The following is a 17,254-nucleotide window of genomic DNA, read 5'->3' on the forward strand; positions in this document are numbered from 1 at the left end:
ATGGCTGTGCTGCAGCGGGGCCTGCGCGGTGGGCTGATGGCGCGGGCGTATCGCAAGATACTGCACTCGTGGTATTTGAACGATATTGCGTTCGATGTGCGGCTGCATGCGAAACGTGAAGCGGTGGCCTATATCATCGAGCACATGCAGGCGGCGATGATGTTGCGTGACCGGTTCGAACTGTTGCGGTTCGCGCTGGCGCGGGCACCGGCCGAGGGGCTGGTGCTGGAATTCGGTGTGGAGAAGGGGTTGTCGATCACGTGCCTTGCCAATGCGACGCAACGCGTGGTGCACGGGTTTGATAGTTTCCAGGGCCTGCCTGATGATTGGTCCGGCACGGCGGCGCCGCGCGGCACGTTCGACCGGCAGGGGGCACCACCCAAGGTGCCGGGCAATGTTCAGCTGCATATCGGCTGGTTCGATGCGACGATTCCGCAATTTCTGGCGGGGTCGGATGCGACGATTTCGCTGTTGCATGTCGATTGCGATATTTATTCCTCGACAAAAACGATTTTCACATTGCTGGGGCCGCGAATTGTGCCGGGAACGGTGATCGTGTTCGATGAGTATTTCAATTATCCGGGCTGGCGCCAGCACGAATACAAGGCGTTTCAGGAGTTCTGTGCCGAGACCGGGCGAAGCTATCGGTATTGCGGCTATGCCGGTGAGAAGGGGCATGTCGCGGTCGTGATGGAATGAGGTCAGCGCGCCGGCGGCGCAGCGGCACGGACCCAGATAAATAAAAGCTTTTTTGTTTCTTTTTTTACAAAAAGACGTGCTTTTCCTTAACCCGCCTGTGCCGAAGCCTCGCTGCGGGTGGCGCCGACGCGGGCGGCGAGGGAGGCGGCCATGAATTCGTCGAGGTTGCCGTTCAGGACAGAGTCGGGGTTGCCGCTTTCCCAATTGGTGCGGAGGTCTTTGACGAGTTGGTAAGGGGCGAGGACGTAGGAGCGGATCTGGTGGCCCCAGCCGATGTCGCGTTTGGTGGATTCGGTGGCAGCACTGGCGGCTTCGCGGCGTTGGAGTTCGGCTTCGTACATGCGGGCTTTCAGCATCGCCATGGCGGTGGCGCGGTTGCGGTGCTGGGAGCGGTCGGTCTGGCAGGCGACGATGATGCCCGACGGGATGTGGGTGATGCGGATCGCACTTTCGGTCTTGTTGACGTGCTGGCCGCCGGCGCCGGAGGCGCGGTAGGTATCGACCTTGAGGTCGGAGGGGTCGATTTCGATTTCGATCGTGTCATCGACGACGGGATAGACCCAGACGCTGGCAAAACTGGTCTGGCGGCGGGCGTTGGCGTCGAACGGCGAGATGCGGACCAGGCGGTGGACGCCGGCTTCGGTTTTCAGCCAGCCGTAGGCGTTCATGCCGGTGATTTGCAGGGTGACGGATTTGATGCCGGCCTGTTCGCCTTCGGACTGGTCGAGCATGGCGACTTTGTAGCCGTGTTGTTCGGCCCAGCGGGTGTACATGCGCATGAGCATTTCGGCCCAATCCTGCGCTTCGGTGCCGCCGGCGCCGGCGTTGATTTCCATATAGGCGTCGTTGGCATCGGCCTCGCCAGAGAGCAGGCTTTCGATTTCGCGGCGCTTTGCGTCCTCGGCGAGGCGTTTGAGGGCGGCTTCGGCTTCGGCCACGAGGGCTTGATCGCCCTCGGCTTCCGCGAGTTCGGCCAGCATGACGGCATCTTCGGTGTCACGCTCGATCGCGCGCACCGCATCGGTCTGGGTGGCGAGGCGGGTACGTTCGCGCAGCACTGCCTGGGCTGCCGCAGCGTCGTTCCAAAGTTGCGGGTCTTCGGCCTGGGAGTTCAGACGGTCGAGTTTGTCGAGTGCGGCATCCCAGTCAAAGATGCCTCCTCAGCAGGGCCACGCTTTGCGTGATCTGCTCGGCAAGGGCGAGGGTTTCGGCGGACATTGATTTTTGGTTCCAGAATTGCGGAAGCTGCGGCTAATACAGCCCGCCCAGGGATTTGTCGACACTGGCGGGGGCGGCGGGCGTGCCGGCCGGCGCCGGGGCGGCCGCATTGGCGCCGGCCGTGCTGCCATCGGCGGCCGGGTTGAAATCGTGTTGCGCGGACTGGCCGGCGCTGTTGGCCAGCGGGCCGCCGAGGCCGAGCGGATTGTCGGCGACGAGGCCGAGATTCGACTGGCTGCCCGGAACCTGGCCGGGTTTGAACGCTTCTGTGACGGTCTGACTGCCGAACGAGACGCGCGCGAGCGTCATGCCCGGCGGGGTGGGGAAATCGATCACCGGCTGGCCCTTGAGGGCGACTTTCATGAACTGGTTCCAGGCCGGGCCGCAGACATTGCCGCCGGTCTGGTTGGGGCCGAGGTCGCGCGGCGTGTCGTAGCCGATCCAGCAGCCGGTGACCATTTGCGGCACGAAGCCGAGGAACCAGGCATCGTTGAAATTGTTGGTCGTGCCGGTCTTGCCGGCGATCGGGCGGTTGAGGCCGGCGACGGCGGGGACGCCGGTGCCGTGTTCGACCACGTTCCGCATCATCATGATGACCTGATAGACGCTGTCGGGGTTGGCGAGCCGCGCGCCGGGGCGGTTCAGGACCGGCAACTGGCTCGCCGAGCCATCCATGCAGTTGGCGCAGGACTGGTCGGGCGCCTGGTAGAGGATGTGGCCGTCAGGGGCGGTGACGCTGTCGATCAAAGAGGGTTCGACCTGCCGGCCGTATTCATCGAGGGCCGCGTAGCCGCGCACCATGCGCCAGAGCGTGGTATCGAGCGCGCCGATCGCGGCCGGGTAGATCAGCGGCATGTGGTGGACGATGCGGAATTTCTCGAAATTCGCGGCGACGTTGGCAAGGCCGACGCGGCGGACCAGATGCAGGGTGGCGAGGTTGAGCGATTGTTCGATGGCGTAGAACACCGGCACCGGGCCGAGGAAGCTCATTTCGTAATTGCCCGGTCGATACAACTGACCATCGGCGAGGCGCTGGGTGAACGGTGCGTCGAGAATCGTGGCGTCGGGCTGGATGCCGGCCTGCATCGCGGTGAGGTAGTCGAACGGTTTGATGCTGGAGCCGGGCTGGCGATGCGCCTGGGTGGCCCGGTTGTACGGGCTCATCCGGTTGCTCCAGCCGCCGACCATGATGCTGACGCGGCCGGTTTCGGGGTTCATGCTCAGCATCGATCCTTCGACGACGGGGATCTGTTCGAGCGAGACGGTGCCGCCTTTGGTTGGCTTGTGCGGGTCGATCATGATGACGTCGCCGGGTTTGAGCATCTGGCCGACCGAGCGGAGCAGCGGGCCGGGGTGGCCGTTGACCAGCGGGCGGCCCCATTGCAGGGCGGCGAGGGTGATTGTGCCGGTGCGCGTGGCGGCGGCATTGTCACCCTGGATCCAGCCGATATGGGCGAGGGCGGGGGTTTCGCTCACCACGACGCCGAGGCGCCAGCGCCGGCGCAGCCCTGCCGGGGTGGTTTGTTTGGCGAGGGCGGCGGCCCAGTTGTTCGACAGATCGGCGATGCTCAGCCGGGTGACGGGGCCGTGGTAGAAGCCGAATTCGTGGTCGTAGGCTTCCAGGCGGTTGCGCATCGCGTCCATCGCGGTGGCTTGCAGCCGGGGGTCGAGGCTGGTGCGGACGATCAGGCCGCCTTCCATCGTGGTTTTCTGGCCGAACATCTGGACCAGCTGGGCCTCGACGGCGTTGATGAAATAGCCCGCGCCGGGCACCGGGCGGGTGCCGGCGGCGGCCTTGGGCAGCAAAGGCGAGGCGATGGCGGTTTGGGCTTCGGCGCTGGTGATCACGCCGTCGTCGCGCATGCGACCGATCACCCAGTTGCGCCGGTTGAGCGCGCGTTTGGGGTGCAGGAAGGGATTGTAGTTGGTCGGCGCCTTGGGCAGGCCGCCCAGTGTCGCGGCTTCGGCGATGGTGAGCTTGGACAAGGGCTTGTCGAAATAGGCTTCGGCCGCGGCGGCGACGCCCCAGGCGTTCTGGCCGAGATAGATTTCGTTCAGGTAGAGGGTCAGGATGCGTTTTTTGCTCATGGCGCGATTGACGCGCAGGGCGAGGATGGCTTCCTTGACCTTGCGGGCGAAATCGATCCGGTTGTCGAGCAGCATGTTCTTGACCACCTGCATGGTGATGGTCGAGGCCCCGAGGGGCCGTTCGTGGCTGCCGAGCCTGGTCATGTCGACGAAGCCGGCGCGGACGATCGCCAGCGGGTCGATGCCGGGTTCGGTCCAGAAATTACGGTCTTCGGCGGAGATGAACGCACGCGAGACGAGTTGGGGGATGCGGTTGTAGGGCACGTAGATGCGGTGCTGGGTGCCGAGCGCCGCGATCAGGCGGAAATTGTCGGCGTAGATGCGGGTTTCGAGCGGGGGTTCGTAATGGCGCAGCTTGGCGACACTCGGCAGGCCGTTGCTGAAATAGAGGAACACGCCGCCGCCGATGACCACGCCGGCCACGATGCCGAGGAGGGCGAGACGATAGACGCCGCGCGCGAGCACGCCGCCGGCGACGCGTGCGAGTCCCGGCCGCTGCTTGCGCGGTCGTTTCGGCGCCGGGGCACCTTTGGTGCGCGGCGATTTGTCCTTGGCCAGGCGGTCGCCGGCTTTCAATGGTCCAGGCATGGCGCGCTCCTTAGCACCCAATATGCGAGGGTGCGAGCATCGGGGTGAACCACAGAACGGTTAAATATCAGCAACCAGCGGGGGCGCAGGGCACGCCGGCGGGCGGCGCAATGCTGGCGGGACGATGCGAAAACGATCAGCGCCTTGCGGAACCGAGTCCCCTTGGTTATACGCCTCCCCAACGGAGTATAGCTCAGCCTGGTAGAGCACTGTGTTCGGGACGCAGGGGCCGGAGGTTCGAATCCTCTTACTCCGACCATTCATTTTTTTACGGGCTTTCCGCCTGACCGGTGATCAACGCCGTCCCGCAGGGGCGTTGTCCGCCGGGGGCAGGCGGGACTTGGCGAAACCGATCGCGATGATCGTGATGATCGATGCGAGGCCGAGGTAGAGACCTGGGCTGCGGGGATCGCCGGTCTGTTCGATCAGCCAGGTGTTGATGAACGGGGCGAAGCCGCCGAACAGCGCGATGCCGATCGCGTAACCCACCGACAGACCGATGCCGCGATGCCTGATCGGGAACACCATGCCCATGAAACCGGTCAGAGGCGCGTTGTAGGGCAGGCCGATCACCGTGAAGAACAGCGGGATCAGAAACAGCGCGGTTGCGCTGGGCCAGAGGCCGAGGAGCATGAACGCCGGATAGCCCGCCGCCATCATCGCGACGCAGGATATGATCATGTCCCGGCTGCGGTGCGATGTGTCGAACCGGCGGGCGATCAGCAGGCGCAGCGGGACGATCGCGAGGGTGACGATATAGAGCAGGACGATCGCGCCGAGCGCCTTGCCTTGGGTCATGTGCAGCTGGGTTGCGGCGTAGGTCGGCAGATAGACGATCAGATAGGTCTGGGCGGTGCCGATCGCGACCATGCCGGCCGCAATCGCGATGCCGCCGCCGGTGGAGGGGTCGCGTGCTGCGGTGTCGGCCGGGTTGCGCTGCTGGGCGATGAAGCCGGGCGCGTCGACCAGATGGCGGCGCAGCACGATCGCGATCGGCCCGGCCAGCGTGCCGATGGCGAAGGCGATGCGAAAGCCCCAATGCTGAAACGCGGCCGTCGACAAGGCGAGGCTCAACCCGTAGGCGACCGCGGCGGCGCACAGGCCCGCGACATTCTGGCTGGTGCCCTGCCAGCTTGCGGCGTGGCTTTCGCGGCCGGGTGAATGCTCGATCATCAGCGCGGTCGAACTGCCGAACTCGCCACCGAGCGCGAAGCCCTGGATCAGGCGTGCCAGCAGAATGCCGAGCGGTGCGAGCAGGCCGATGCTGGCGCGCGACGGCATCAGGGTGATCAGCGCGCTTGCCAGGGTCATCAACGAGACGGCGAGGATCATGCAGGCGGTGCGGCCGCGCCGATCGGCGAAAGTGCCGAGAATGACGGCGCCGACCGGGCGGGCGAGGAACGATACGCCGAAGGTGCCGAAGGTCAGCAGCAGTTTGGTCGTGGCGTCATGGCCGGGGAAGAAAGCGGTGGCGAGATCGGTCGCGAAGAAGCCGTAGATGACGAAATCGTAGAACTCGAGCGCGTTGCCGATCGAAGCGCCCAGGATCATGACGGTGCGGCTGATCGTGGGCGCTGCGGTCGGGGTTGACGATGCGACATCCATGCGGCGCGTCCTTCGGGTGCGGGTCGGTGCCAGCATGCCCGGTATTGCCGTGGTTTGCCAAGGCGATAACGCGTGGTGATCGTCGCGCGCGCTCCCGTGGGCGTGGGGTTGCCGCCTTGTCGTTTTTCGCTAGAAGGCGCGAAGCAGGGCAGGGTGGCTGCCGCAGCGCATCAGGGGGAAGATGATGTCCGACACACGGGGTTCCATGACCGAGCCCGATATCGCGACCGCGCGCAAGGTGGTGATCGCGGCATTTCTGGGCTGGACGCTCGATGCGTTCGATTTCTTCATCCTGATTTTTACCTTCTCGGCGGTGGCCAAGACGTTCCATGTCGGCATCACCGCGGTGACGATCGCGATTACGCTGACGCTCGCGATGCGGCCGGTTGGCGCGCTGTTGTTCGGCCGGCTGGCGGATCGGTACGGGCGGCGGCCGATGCTGATGGTCAATATCGTGGCGTTTTCATTGTTCGAACTCGCAACCGGCTTCGCGCCCAGCCTGACCGCGTTCATGATCCTGCGCGCGCTCTATGGCATTGCGATGGGCGGTGAATGGGGGATCGGCTCGTCGCTGACCATGGAAACCATTCCGGCGCGCTGGCGGGGCTGGGTGTCCGGCCTGCTGCAATCGGGCTATCCGGCGGGGTATTTCCTGGCGACCGTGCTGTTCGGGTTTGCGTTTCCCTATGTCGGCTGGCGGGGGATGTTCATCATCGGGGCGTTTCCCGCGCTGCTGGTGCTGTATATCCGTTCCTCGGTGCCGGAGAGCCCGGTGTGGCGCGAGATGGCGCGTCAGCCGCGGGTGCCGGTATCAACGGTGCTGCGCAAGCATCTGGGTCTGACCGTGTATGCGGTGATCCTGATGATGGCGTTCAATTTCTTTTCGCATGGTTCGCAGGACCTTTACCCGAGCGCGTTTCTGGGCAAGCAGCACCATTTCGGCCACGCAACGATTACCACGATCGCGCTGATCTATAATCTGGGTGCGATGATCGGCGGCATCGCGTTCGGCCTGCTGTCGCAGAAGATCGGGCGGCGCCTGACGATCGGCATTGCGGCCGGGCTTGCGATCCCGTTGATCCCGCTCTGGGCGTTTTCGATGACGCCGGTGATGCTCGGCCTGGGCGCGTTTCTGATGCAGATTTGCGTGCAGGGTGCCTGGGGCGTGATTCCGGTGCATCTGAACGAATTGTCGCCCAAGGAGATCCGCGCGACGTTCCCGGGGTTCGTGTATCAGCTTGGCAATTTCCTCGCCTCGTACAACGCGACGTTGCAGGCGAGTTTTGCGGCCTCGCACGGGCATAATTACGGATTGGCAATGGCTTGGGTGATCGGCATCGTGGCTGTGGTGATCGTGGTGCTGATGCTGTTCGGGCCGGAATCCAAGGATGTCTCGATGGCGCATAGTTGACGGCATGGTCTGGCGGCGGCCGACGCCCATGATTGCCGTTTTCGCCCCGGTGGTTTATCGATAAGCCTCCGGGGTAGTTCCGGGATGGTACTCAGAGGATATGATAGCGCTATCATAATGCGAAGGCCGGTTGATCGTCCAGCAACCGGTTGGTGACGAGAAAAGATTGTCCGCCGGCAACGGCTGAACGAGCAATGGAGGAAACGACAATGAGTGCGACCAGCATGGCCGGCCCGATCGGCAACTCCCGATGGTTTCGACTGATTCCGATCGCGATGATCGTTTATATCATTTCGTTTATGGACCGAACCAATATCGCCTATGCCTTCGCGGGCATCGGCCATGATTTTCACACCACCAAGGCGCAGGAAGGCACGGCGGGCGGTATTTTTTTCGTCGGCTACGTGCTGTTGCAGATCCCCGGTGGCTGGCTCGCCGAACGTTGGTCGGCCAAGAAATTCGTCGCGATCATGATCTGCTTCTGGGGCCTGATGGCGTTGGCCTGCGGGTTTGCCGAGAACTTCACGCAGCTGATCATCGCGCGCTTTTTCCTCGGCGTTGCCGAGGGCGGTATCTGGCCGGCGACGCTGGTGCTGCTGAGCCACTGGTTCCCGGTGCAGGAGCGCGCCCGCGCCTATGGGTTCTGGATCGCCAATCTCGCGATTTCCTCGATCATTACGCAGCCGCTGTCGGGCTTCATCATCTCGATGTCGGACTGGCGGACGCTGTTTTTCGTCGAAGGCGCGCTGCCCTTCATTATTGCGCTGCCGCTGTGGCTGATCTTTATCAAGGATCGTCCGGAAGATGCATCGTGGTGCCTGCCGCCGGAGCGTGACTATATCAACCGCTCGATCGCGCAGGACCGGGCGAACGAACCGGTGCCCGGGCCGTTCTCGAGCATTTTCAAATCCGCCACCGTCTGGCGCCTGGTTGCGGTGTATTTTCTGGTGCAGATCGGCTTCTATGGTCTGAACATGTGGATGCCGACCTTGTTGAAAACCCTGACCCATGCCGGGTTCGGCGCGGTCGGGTTGATTGCGATGCTGCCCTATGTCGTCGCGGCGGTGATGCTGTTCGCGAATGGCTGGTGGGCGGATCGCGACCGGCGGTATTCGTGGCATGTATTCCTGCCGATGATGCTGGCCTCGATCAGCCTGATCCTGTCGGTCACGATCGGCAGCTCGATGATCGTGCTGTCGATCGTGTTCCTGTGCCTCGCGATGGGCGGGGCGCTGTCCTACGATGGTCCGTTCTGGGCCGCCGCTTCGCGCACCCTGCCGGTTGCCCTGGTGGGTGGTGCGATGGGGTTGATCAACGCGCTCGGGAATCTGGGTGGGTATCTCGGCCCGTTCCTCGGCGGGTATCTGCAGGATGTGACGGGTAATTTCTATGCCACCGCCATCCTGTTCGCGCTCTCGCTGTTCGCGGCCGGGCTGCTGATGCTCACGATCAACGTGCGCGACGTGGCACCCAGCGTGCGGATGCCGATGGGCAAGCCGGCGGAATGAAGCACTACAGCATCGCCAGCGTTCCTGGCGACGGCATCGGCCCCGAGGTGATCGGGGCCGGTGTTGCGGTGTTGCAGGCCTTGGCGCAGCACAGCAACCGCTTCAGCCTCGATGTGACGGGCTTCGATTACGGATCGGACCATTACCGCAAGTACGGGGTCATGATGCCGGCGGATGCGCTCGATCGTTTGCGGGGGTTCGATGCGATCTATTTCGGCGCGGTCGGGGCGCCGGATATTCCAGATCACATCACGCTGTGGGGGCTGCGCCTCGCGATCTGCCAGGGGTTCGATCAATACGCTAATGTCCGCCCGACCCGGATTTTGCAGGGTCTGCGCTCGCCGCTGCGCGATTGCAGCACAGCGGATCTCGACTGGGTGATCGTGCGCGAGAACAGCGAGGGCGAATATGCCGGGCAGGGCGGGCGTTCGCATCGCGGCCATCCCGAGGAAGTCGCGACCGAGGTTTCGATTTTCACGCGCGCCGGTGTTGCGCGGATCATGCGGTTTGCGTTTCAACTGGCGCGGTCGCGGCCGCGCAAGCATATTACGGTGGTGACCAAATCCAACGCGCAGCGCCACGGCATGGTGCTGTGGGACGAGATCGCTTCCAGCACCGCCGCCGAATATCCTGACGTGACGTGGGATAAAATGCTGGTCGATGCCATGACGGTGCGTATGGTGCATGACCCCGCCAGCCTCGATGTCATCGTTGCGACCAATCTGCACGCGGATATCCTGTCCGATCTGGCGGCGGCGCTGGCCGGTTCGATCGGCATTGCGCCCACCGCCAATCTCAATCCGGAGCGGACCTATCCTTCGATGTTCGAGCCGATCCATGGTTCGGCGTTCGATATCACGGGCAAGGGCATCGCCAATCCGGTCGGTGCGTTCTGGACCGCGGCACAGATGCTCGAGCATCTGGGTGAGATGGATGCGGCAGCCCGGTTGATGAATGCGGTCGAGCAGGTGACAGCGAACGGCCCCCGCACCCGCGATCTGGGTGGCGATGCCACCACGGTTCAGGTGACCAACGCGGTGATCGCCGCGATCGAGGCGGGCCATACCTGATACGTTGCGTATGCCACCCCACATCCAAGCCGGGACACCGATCGTATCGACGATAGGTAGATGAAGGGGACGCATACGATGATGAAACTCGCTCGCCGTACTTTGCTGGCCGCGACACCGGCGCTGCTGGCCGGTTGCACGCTCGATACCAGTTCCTACCCGTACAAGCCGTTGCAACATGCCTCGGTCGATCTCGGCCGGTTCATGGGCAAATGGTACATCAACGGCCATATCCCGTATTTCGCCGAGAAAAACTACGTCGGCGCCTATGCGGTCTATACCGAGCGGGGGGATGGCGCGATCGATGATCAGTACAACGCCTATCCCAAGTCGTTCGATGCGAAGCTGTTCCAGTTCACCTCGATCGATCAGGTCGAGCCGGGGACCGATAACGCGATCTGGCGGGTGACGGCGCTGAGCGGGTCGATCGGTGTGCCGTATGTGATCATGCAGATCGAGCCGGATTATTCCGCGTTCATGGCCGGGTTTCCCAACCGCTCGCTGGGCTGGATTTTCGCGCGCGAGAAACGCATGAACCCTGCGGTGTATCAGGCCATGCTCGAACGGTTCTATCACCAGGGCTATGACGCACGGCAGTTCCGCCGGGTGGCGCAATACCCCTCGGACATCGGCAAGCCCGGGTTCGAAACGGTGACGTAGCCGGCGTGAGGCTTGCCTGACCGGGGCGGTTGGCCACATAAACGGGCGAACATTTCGAGGCGTCTGATGAGCGAAGCCCAACCACCGCGTTCCATTGCCGGCCGTATCGCGATACTGCTGTGGCGTCTGGTCAAGATCGTGGTGTTCACGCTCGGGGTGATTCTGCTGCTGGTCATCATTCTCTCAGGTGCTGCGGTGCGGCATTTGGAGGCGAGCCGGGTCAAGCCGCTGCCGGGCCGATTCGCTTTGGTGCTGGATTTGACGCATCCGCCGGCCGATGCGCCGCGCGAGCCGGCCTGGATGAATTTCGACGGCACCGCCCGGCCCAATCTGGTCGAGACGGTCGAGGCGATCGACCGCGCCGGGCATGATGGCCGGGTCAGCGGGATCGATATCGAACTCGGCAGCGCGTGCTGTTCGTTGACCACGGCCGAAGAGTTGCACAATGCGCTCGCGCGGTTCCGCAGCGAGACCGGCAAGCCGATTATCGCGCGCGCCATGTCGCTCGATGGGGCTGCCGGGCTCGGCGCCTATGTGGTGGCGACCGCGGCGAGCCGGATTGAATTATCCGCTTCCGGCGATTTCGGGGTGACCGGCCTCGCATTGCAAACGCCGTTTGCCGCTGGTTTGTTGAAGACGGTCGGGGTCGATGCCCAGTTCGCCCATATCGGCAAATATAAGACCTACCCGCAGATGTATACGCGCTCGGCACCCTCGCGGGCGAACAGCGCGATGCTCGATAGCCTGGCCGGCTCGCTCTACCAATCGGCCCTCGCGCCGATCGCGGCACGGCTGCATCAGAGCCCGGATCAGGTGAAGGCGCTGATCGATCAGGCGCCGTTGAGCCCGGATCAGGCGAAGGTGGATCATCTGATCGATGAAGTGCTGCCGCTCGATACGCGGATCGATCATTTCAAGGGGCGCACCGCCGGTCTGGCGCGCTACGTGGCCGACGCGCCGAAGGCGGCGGTGGGGGCGACCAAGGTGGCGCTGATCGTGGCGGCCGGCGATATCGAGGCACCCTCGGCCAGCGGTGATTCCGGCAAGATCGATCCGCGCCGGCTTGCGGGTGAAATCAGCGATGCGCTGGATGATCCATCGATCAAGGCGATCGTGCTGCGGCTGAATACGCCGGGCGGCACCGTGACCGGATCGGCGCTGATCGGAGCGGAGGTCGCGCGCGCGCAGGCGGTGCACAAGCCGCTGATCGTCTCGATGGGCGCGCTCGATGCCTCGGGCGGCTACTGGGTTTCGAGCCATGGCGCCGTGCTGGTCGCTGACCCCGCGACGCTGACCGGTTCGATCGGCGTGCTCGGGGGCAAGCTGAGTTTCGGTGGGCTGCTTGACAAGATTGGGGTGACGGTTGCGGGGGCGTCGCGCGGGGCGAATGCGTTGTTCGACAGCCCGACCACGGCGTGGACACCGGCGCAGATGGCCAATCTGCAGACTATGCTCAAGCTCGACTATCAGCAATTCGTCGGCTGGGTGGCATCCGGGCGGCACATGACGCCGGCCCAGATCGATGCGATCGGTCAGGGGCGGGTGTGGACCGGGGAGCAGGCCAAGCAGCGCGGGCTGGTCGATCAGATCGGCGGGTATCATACCGCGTTCGATGCGGTGCGCGCCGCGCTGAAACTGCCGGTGCACGCGCCGCTGGACATTACCGATGGCAATGCACAGCCGGGTATTCACGCGCTGCTGGCGCGGGTGTTGCAGCGGGCCAATCCGCTTGCGATCGCCGCATTGCCACCGCAGTTGCGCGCGGTCGTCGCGATGACGCGGCTGCACCGGCTCACAATGCTGCCGATTACGATTCGCTGACGGCGGGTCGACCGCGCTGCGGCGGGCGACAATCAATCGTGCGCGCTTGTCTATGGGAACAAAACAGAAACATAGTCGAGTTGTTAATTTGTCTGTTTATCATTCATTAACGATTCGGATTTGTTGGCGATAGTGTCGATGTTTATTATGATTCGCAGGCATAAAACCCTTTGACGCCCATATTTGCCCATGATATCCCATGTTCACCCACGGCGAATCGGGTGCGATGGTTGATTCCTTGCATTCGATCGCTTGCAGCGAGGCATAACAGGCGAGACGAAAGGGCTTTGACGCAGCCGCATGAGCCAATTTCTCGGCACCCACCAGAACCGGCTCGACGCGAAGGGACGGGTTTCGATCCCCGCCGCGTTCCGGGCGGAGCTGCGCGGTGATGCCGAGCCGATCAAGCTGGTGTTTCGCCCCTCGCACAAGCACGCCTGCATCGAGGCCTGGCCCGAGCCGATGTTCAAGACGCTGGCGGCGAAGCTCGATCATTTGCAGATTTTCAGCGACCAGCACGATGATCTGGCCGAGTTGATCTATGGCGATGCCTATAAGCTCGATGCCGACAAGGAGGGCAGGGTGCTGCTGCCCGAAAAACTGGTCCGCCATGCCGGGCTGACCGATTCCGTGGTGTTCAAGGGCGTCGGCTCGACGTTTCAGATCTGGGAGCCGGAAGCGGCCGAGCGGCGCAGTGCCGCGGTGCGTGACCCGGAGCGGGCCGCGAGCATGACGCTGCCATCCGGGGTGGCGCTGTGAGCGGCCATGTTCCCGTTTTGCGCGACGAGGCGGTGGCGATGCTGGCACCGCGCGACGGCGGCATTTATCTCGATGGCACGTTCGGCGGCGGCGGCTACAGTGCGGCCCTGCTGGCAGCGGCGCGCTGCACGATCTGGGCGATCGATCGTGATCCGGCCGCGATCGTGCGCGGGGCGGCGCTGGCGGCGCAATATCCCGACCGGCTGCATCTGATCGAGGGGCGGTTTGGCGATCTGCTCGATTTGTTGAAGGCGGCGGGGGTTTCGGCGCTCGACGGTGCGGTGTTCGATTTCGGCGTGTCGTCCTATCAGATCGATGATCCGGCGCGCGGCTTTTCATTCCGCGGCGATGGGCCGCTCGACATGCGCATGGGATCGACCGGCGAGACCGCCGCACAGATCGTCAATACCCGCGGTGAGGCCGAGCTTGCGGATATTCTGTACCAGTTCGGCGAGGAGCGCGCCTCGCGCCGGATTGCCGCCGCGATCGTGGCGCGCCGCGCGACCCAGGCGTTCGAAACCACCGCCGATCTTGCCGCGGTGATCCGCACCGTGGTGCGCCCGGATAAATCCGGCATCCACCCCGCCACGCGCAGCTTTCAGGCGTTGCGGATCGAGGTGAACCAGGAATTGGCGGAGATCGAGCGCGGCCTCGCGCAGGCGGCATCACTTCTCGCGCCCGGTGGCCGGCTGGTCGCGGTTTCGTTTCATTCCCTGGAGGATCGCATGGTCAAGCGCTTCATGCAGGCCGCATCCGGCCGTACCGCCGGGCCTTCGCGCCATGATCCGTCCAGCATTTTGCCGACCGCGCTGGCCGATTTCAAACCGCTGACCAAGGGCGTGATCACGCCGGGCGATGCCGAGGTCGCCGCCAACCCGCGCGCCCGGTCTGCCCGGCTGCGCGCGATCGAACGGGTGGCGGCATGATCCGCCCCGTCACCTTCGTGACCACGCTGATGGCGCTGTCGTCCGGTGCGTGGATGTTTGTGGTCAAGCATCAGGCTGAACAGCTCGATCGCCAGATCGGCGGTGTGACCAGCCAGATCCGCGCCTCCGAGCAGCGCATCCGGGTGTTGCGCGCCGAATGGGCGCTTGAGACCGATCCCAACCGCCTGACGCGGCTTGCCGCGATGTTTCTGCCCGAACTCAAGCCGATGGCGCCGGACCAGTTGGTGACGTGGTCCGAACTGGCCGACCGGCTGCCGCCACCGGGTGCTACCGTGCCGCATCTGCCGTTGCCGCCGCCCATGCCGAGCCAGCTGCCCGATGCAACCGCGGCGTCCGGTCCGATCGCCTCGATCGCACCGCCGGCGGTGGTGCTGCCGCCCAACGCGGTTCCGGTCGCGGCGCCGGCGCAGCATCAATCCGGCACGCGTGTGTCGGCCACGGCAACGACGCGGCTTGCCGCGGCGCGGCCGGTGATTTCGGCGCATCAGCGCCCGATCATTCACCGGGTCGCGCTGCCGGTGGTGCGCCATGCGCTGCCGAAAGCGGCGCATCCGGTGTGGTCGCACCCGATTCCGCTTGGCCGATCGGTGCTGGCGCCGGCGCGCACGGTCCGCCCGATGGGCGCGCAGGTGATGACGATCAACGCGCAATCCGCGCCCATCGCGCCGCCGGTGCCGCAGCGGCCGTTCCACGCGGCGCCACGCCCCGCAGCCGGTGCTTCGACCTCGGTTTTCGGTGGCTATGCCGCCAATCTGGCCCCGCCGCGCCCGGTCGGCAGCACCGCGCCATGACCAAGGCCCCGCATCCGGACCAGATGCCGCCGCATGTTCCCCGGCGGTCCGGTGCGTGGAATACCGCGCGCAACCCGGGTGCGCCGGAGCAGGGTGCGACGCCGCGCGTCGAGCATGTGCGGATCACCACGCCCGATCTGGCGCGCCGCGCCGCGCTGGGTGTGCTGCAGAAGCGCATGGTGTTCGGCCTGGTCGGGTTTCTGCTGATTTACGGTATTCTTGCGGGGCGGCTGATCGATGTGTCGGTGATCAATCCGACCAGGCCGGATGCCGCGGCGATCGCCGCCGAACTGCCGCGCACCAATATTTTGTTGCCGCCGCCCGCGCGGGCCGAAATCACCGATCGGAACGGCGTTATTCTCGCGGTTTCGCTGCCGGGAGCGGCGCTGTATGCCAATCCCAAGCAGATCGGCGATCCCGGTGAGGTTGCCCGCCAGATCGCCGCGGTGATCCCCGCGCTTGATCCCGGCTGGCTGGAATCCCGCCTCGCCGATCGCAAGCGCGACTTCGTCTATCTCGATCGCGGCCTGACCGCGGAGCAGGAGCTCGCGGTCAACCAGCTTGGCATTCCCGGCGTGTATTTCGAGGATATCGAGCATCGGCATTACCCGGAAGGCGATCTGGCCGCGCATATTCTGGGTGGCGTCACGCCGGATCAGCGCGGTATTGCCGGCGTCGAGCAGTATTTCAATAAAACGCTGACCGCTGATCCGGCGACGCCGCTGCGGCTGTCGATCGATATCGGGGCCGAGGGCATCGTGCGGCAGGAAACCCTGCAGGCGATGACCGATTACGATGGCATCGGGGCCTGCGGCATCGTGATTTCGGCGCGGACCGGGCGCGTGCTCGCCATGGCGAGCCTGCCCGATTACAGCGCCGGCGATCTGGGTTCGGCACCCGCCAACGACCGGTTCAACCGCTGCGTCTCCGGCGACTACGAACCCGGTTCGGTGTTCAAACTGATGACGCTGTCGATGGCGATCAACTCCGGCATGATCCATTACTGGGACCGGTTCGATACCACGCATCCGCTGCATGTCGGCCGCTTCACCGTGACTGATTTCGAGCCCGCGCATATCTGGATGGCGGTGCCGCACATTCTTGAAGTGTCTTCCAATATCGGCGCCTCACGCATCGCGACGATCCTGGGGCCGGACATCCAGCGCGCCTGGCTGAAAAAACTCGGCTTCTTCGGCAAGCCGCCGATCCAGCTGCCCGAGGCGCAGCCGGCGATGTATCACCCGAAATCGAACTGGAAACTGCTCACCACCATGACCGTGAGCTTTGGCAACGGCATCGCGATGTCGCCGCTGCAACTGATTTCGGCGGTGGTGCCGGTGGTGAACGGCGGGATCTACTACAAACCCTCGCTCGATGATGCCGGGCCACCGCCCGCCGGCGTGCGCGTGATGAGCGCGAAAGCCTCGCTGATCATGCGCAAGATGATGCGTAATGTCGTGGTGGCGCCCAACGGCACCGGTGTTTACGCCCGCGTGCCGGGCTATCTGGTGGGCGGCAAGACCGGTACGGCCCAGGTGGTCGGGCCGGGCGGGCGCTACATGAAGCACCTGAACAACGCCTCGTTCATGGCGGCGTTCCCGATGACCAACCCGCGCTACGTGGTGTACGTGGTGGTGTTGCAGCCGCACGCGACCAAGAAAATGATGCCGTTCTGCCATGGCTTTACCACCGGCGGCTATGTCGCGGCGCCGGCGGTGGCCAATATCATTGCGCGGATCGGCCCGATGCTTGGCATCATGCCGCGCTCGGGCGATGCGCTCGCCAGCGCGCAGGCCGCGCTGTCGATTCCGGTCGACCCGACCGCGCCGCCCGGCCGCTCGGCACTCGGGCCGGGGCATATGTTCCCGCCGGGGGCGAGCAAATACGCTTATATGCTGGCCGGTGAAAAACCGCCCGCGGCGATCGATGAAGCGGCGCATGATGCGGCACTCGCCCGCACCGAAATGTGGCAGCCGCTGGGTGCCACGGCGGAGACCATCAGCGCGCCGTCCGCCCCGATCATCGGCGGTGCCGTCTCGCACCAGACCATGAACGTCACCCCGCCGTTCACCCATGCGGGGGGATGAGC

General features: G+C 64.6%; 13 protein-coding genes and 1 tRNA gene. 11 read left to right on the forward strand and 3 right to left on the reverse strand.

All coding sequences use genetic code 11. The features are described 5' to 3' along the window. On the forward strand, positions 1–699 hold the full coding sequence (locus BW994_RS15685) for a class I SAM-dependent methyltransferase (RefSeq protein WP_029312970.1): 699 nt from the start codon (positions 1–3) through the stop codon (positions 697–699). 86 nt (positions 700–785) lie between these two features. On the opposite strand, the gene prfB is transcribed toward BW994_RS15685, so the two are convergent. Then, positions 786–1,917, reverse strand: a protein-coding gene (gene prfB, locus BW994_RS15690; RefSeq protein WP_139334154.1) for a peptide chain release factor 2 whose coding sequence is annotated in 2 segments (ribosomal slippage) — positions 786–1,847 and positions 1,849–1,917 — 1,131 coding nt in all. Because the reading frame shifts where the segments join, the coding sequence is not laid out codon by codon here. A 33-nt stretch (positions 1,918–1,950) separates the two neighbouring features. Further along, positions 1,951–4,593, reverse strand: a complete 2,643-nt coding sequence (locus tag BW994_RS15695; protein WP_029312968.1) for a penicillin-binding protein 1A — start codon at positions 4,591–4,593, stop codon at positions 1,951–1,953. A gap of 182 nt (positions 4,594–4,775) precedes the next feature. Here BW994_RS15695 and BW994_RS15700 point away from each other — a divergent pair. Next, positions 4,776–4,852 (forward strand) — tRNA-Pro (locus BW994_RS15700). A gap of 35 nt (positions 4,853–4,887) precedes the next feature. Here BW994_RS15700 and BW994_RS15705 read toward each other — a convergent pair. Continuing rightward, positions 4,888–6,234, reverse strand: coding sequence for an MFS transporter (locus BW994_RS15705; protein WP_081849168.1), 1,347 nt, complete (start codon positions 6,232–6,234; stop codon positions 4,888–4,890). A 169-nt stretch (positions 6,235–6,403) separates the two neighbouring features. Between BW994_RS15705 and BW994_RS15710 the strand changes: the two genes are divergently transcribed. The 9 genes from BW994_RS15710 (at position 6,404) to BW994_RS15750 (ending at position 17,252) form a co-directional block, all read left to right on the forward strand. Next, the gene (locus BW994_RS15710) at positions 6,404–7,609 is read left to right on the forward strand and encodes an MFS transporter (protein ID WP_029312966.1); all 1,206 of its coding nucleotides are present in this window, start codon (positions 6,404–6,406) and stop codon (positions 7,607–7,609) included. Positions 7,610–7,818: 209 nt separating this feature from the next. Next, the gene (locus BW994_RS15715) at positions 7,819–9,117 is read left to right on the forward strand and encodes an MFS transporter (RefSeq protein WP_029312965.1); all 1,299 of its coding nucleotides are present in this window, start codon (positions 7,819–7,821) and stop codon (positions 9,115–9,117) included. After that, positions 9,114–10,187: a tartrate dehydrogenase gene (locus tag BW994_RS15720; protein WP_029312964.1), complete on the forward strand. Its 1,074-nt coding sequence runs from the start codon at positions 9,114–9,116 to the stop codon at positions 10,185–10,187. The genes BW994_RS15715 and BW994_RS15720 overlap by 4 nt, the downstream gene beginning before the upstream one ends. Positions 10,188–10,265: 78 nt before the next feature. Continuing rightward, on the forward strand, positions 10,266–10,847 hold the full coding sequence (locus tag BW994_RS15725) for a lipocalin family protein (RefSeq protein WP_245594177.1): 582 nt from the start codon (positions 10,266–10,268) through the stop codon (positions 10,845–10,847). Positions 10,848–10,913: 66 nt separating this feature from the next. After that, complete coding sequence (locus tag BW994_RS15730; protein ID WP_029312962.1) at positions 10,914–12,668, forward strand: S49 family peptidase; 1,755 nt, start codon at positions 10,914–10,916, stop codon at positions 12,666–12,668. 300 nt (positions 12,669–12,968) lie between these two features. After that, the gene (gene mraZ, locus BW994_RS15735; protein ID WP_029312961.1) at positions 12,969–13,427 is read left to right on the forward strand and encodes a division/cell wall cluster transcriptional repressor MraZ; all 459 of its coding nucleotides are present in this window, start codon (positions 12,969–12,971) and stop codon (positions 13,425–13,427) included. Beyond that, positions 13,424–14,353 (forward strand): 16S rRNA (cytosine(1402)-N(4))-methyltransferase RsmH, encoded by a 930-nt coding sequence (rsmH, locus tag BW994_RS15740; protein WP_281174453.1) that lies wholly within the window; start codon positions 13,424–13,426, stop codon positions 14,351–14,353. The genes mraZ and rsmH overlap by 4 nt, the downstream gene beginning before the upstream one ends. After that, positions 14,350–15,165 carry a cell division protein FtsL gene (ftsL, locus tag BW994_RS15745; RefSeq protein WP_029312959.1) on the forward strand — a complete coding sequence of 272 codons (816 nt, stop codon included), beginning with the start codon at positions 14,350–14,352 and terminating at the stop codon, positions 15,163–15,165. The genes rsmH and ftsL overlap by 4 nt, the downstream gene beginning before the upstream one ends. Next, positions 15,162–17,252, forward strand: coding sequence for a peptidoglycan D,D-transpeptidase FtsI family protein (locus tag BW994_RS15750; RefSeq protein ID WP_029312958.1), 2,091 nt, complete (start codon positions 15,162–15,164; stop codon positions 17,250–17,252). Before ftsL ends, BW994_RS15750 begins: the two co-directional genes overlap by 4 nt. The last annotated feature ends 2 nt before the right edge of the window (positions 17,253–17,254 follow it).

Origin of the sequence: Acidiphilium rubrum (assembly GCF_900156265.1) — a bacterium.
In the GTDB taxonomy this organism is placed as follows: Bacteria; Pseudomonadota; Alphaproteobacteria; order Acetobacterales; family Acetobacteraceae; genus Acidiphilium; species Acidiphilium rubrum.

Bases quoted from the DNA above. Each gene is read 5' to 3' on its own strand.
- BW994_RS15705 (WP_081849168.1), bottom strand. From the start codon at position 6,234: ATGCTGGCACCGACCCGCACCCGAAGGACGCGCCGCATGGATGTCGCA.
- BW994_RS15710 (WP_029312966.1), top strand. From the start codon at position 6,404: ATGACCGAGCCCGATATCGCGACCGCGCGCAAGGTGGTGATCGCGGCA.
- BW994_RS15725 (WP_245594177.1), top strand. From the start codon at position 10,266: ATGATGAAACTCGCTCGCCGTACTTTGCTGGCCGCGACACCGGCGCTG.
- BW994_RS15750 (WP_029312958.1), top strand. From the start codon at position 15,162: ATGACCAAGGCCCCGCATCCGGACCAGATGCCGCCGCATGTTCCCCGG.
- mraZ (WP_029312961.1), top strand. From the start codon at position 12,969: ATGAGCCAATTTCTCGGCACCCACCAGAACCGGCTCGACGCGAAGGGA.
- BW994_RS15720 (WP_029312964.1), top strand. From the start codon at position 9,114: ATGAAGCACTACAGCATCGCCAGCGTTCCTGGCGACGGCATCGGCCCC.
- BW994_RS15685 (WP_029312970.1), top strand. From the start codon at position 1: ATGGCTGTGCTGCAGCGGGGCCTGCGCGGTGGGCTGATGGCGCGGGCG.
- BW994_RS15730 (WP_029312962.1), top strand. From the start codon at position 10,914: ATGAGCGAAGCCCAACCACCGCGTTCCATTGCCGGCCGTATCGCGATA.
- BW994_RS15695 (WP_029312968.1), bottom strand. From the start codon at position 4,593: ATGCCTGGACCATTGAAAGCCGGCGACCGCCTGGCCAAGGACAAATCG.
- ftsL (WP_029312959.1), top strand. From the start codon at position 14,350: ATGATCCGCCCCGTCACCTTCGTGACCACGCTGATGGCGCTGTCGTCC.
- BW994_RS15715 (WP_029312965.1), top strand. From the start codon at position 7,819: ATGAGTGCGACCAGCATGGCCGGCCCGATCGGCAACTCCCGATGGTTT.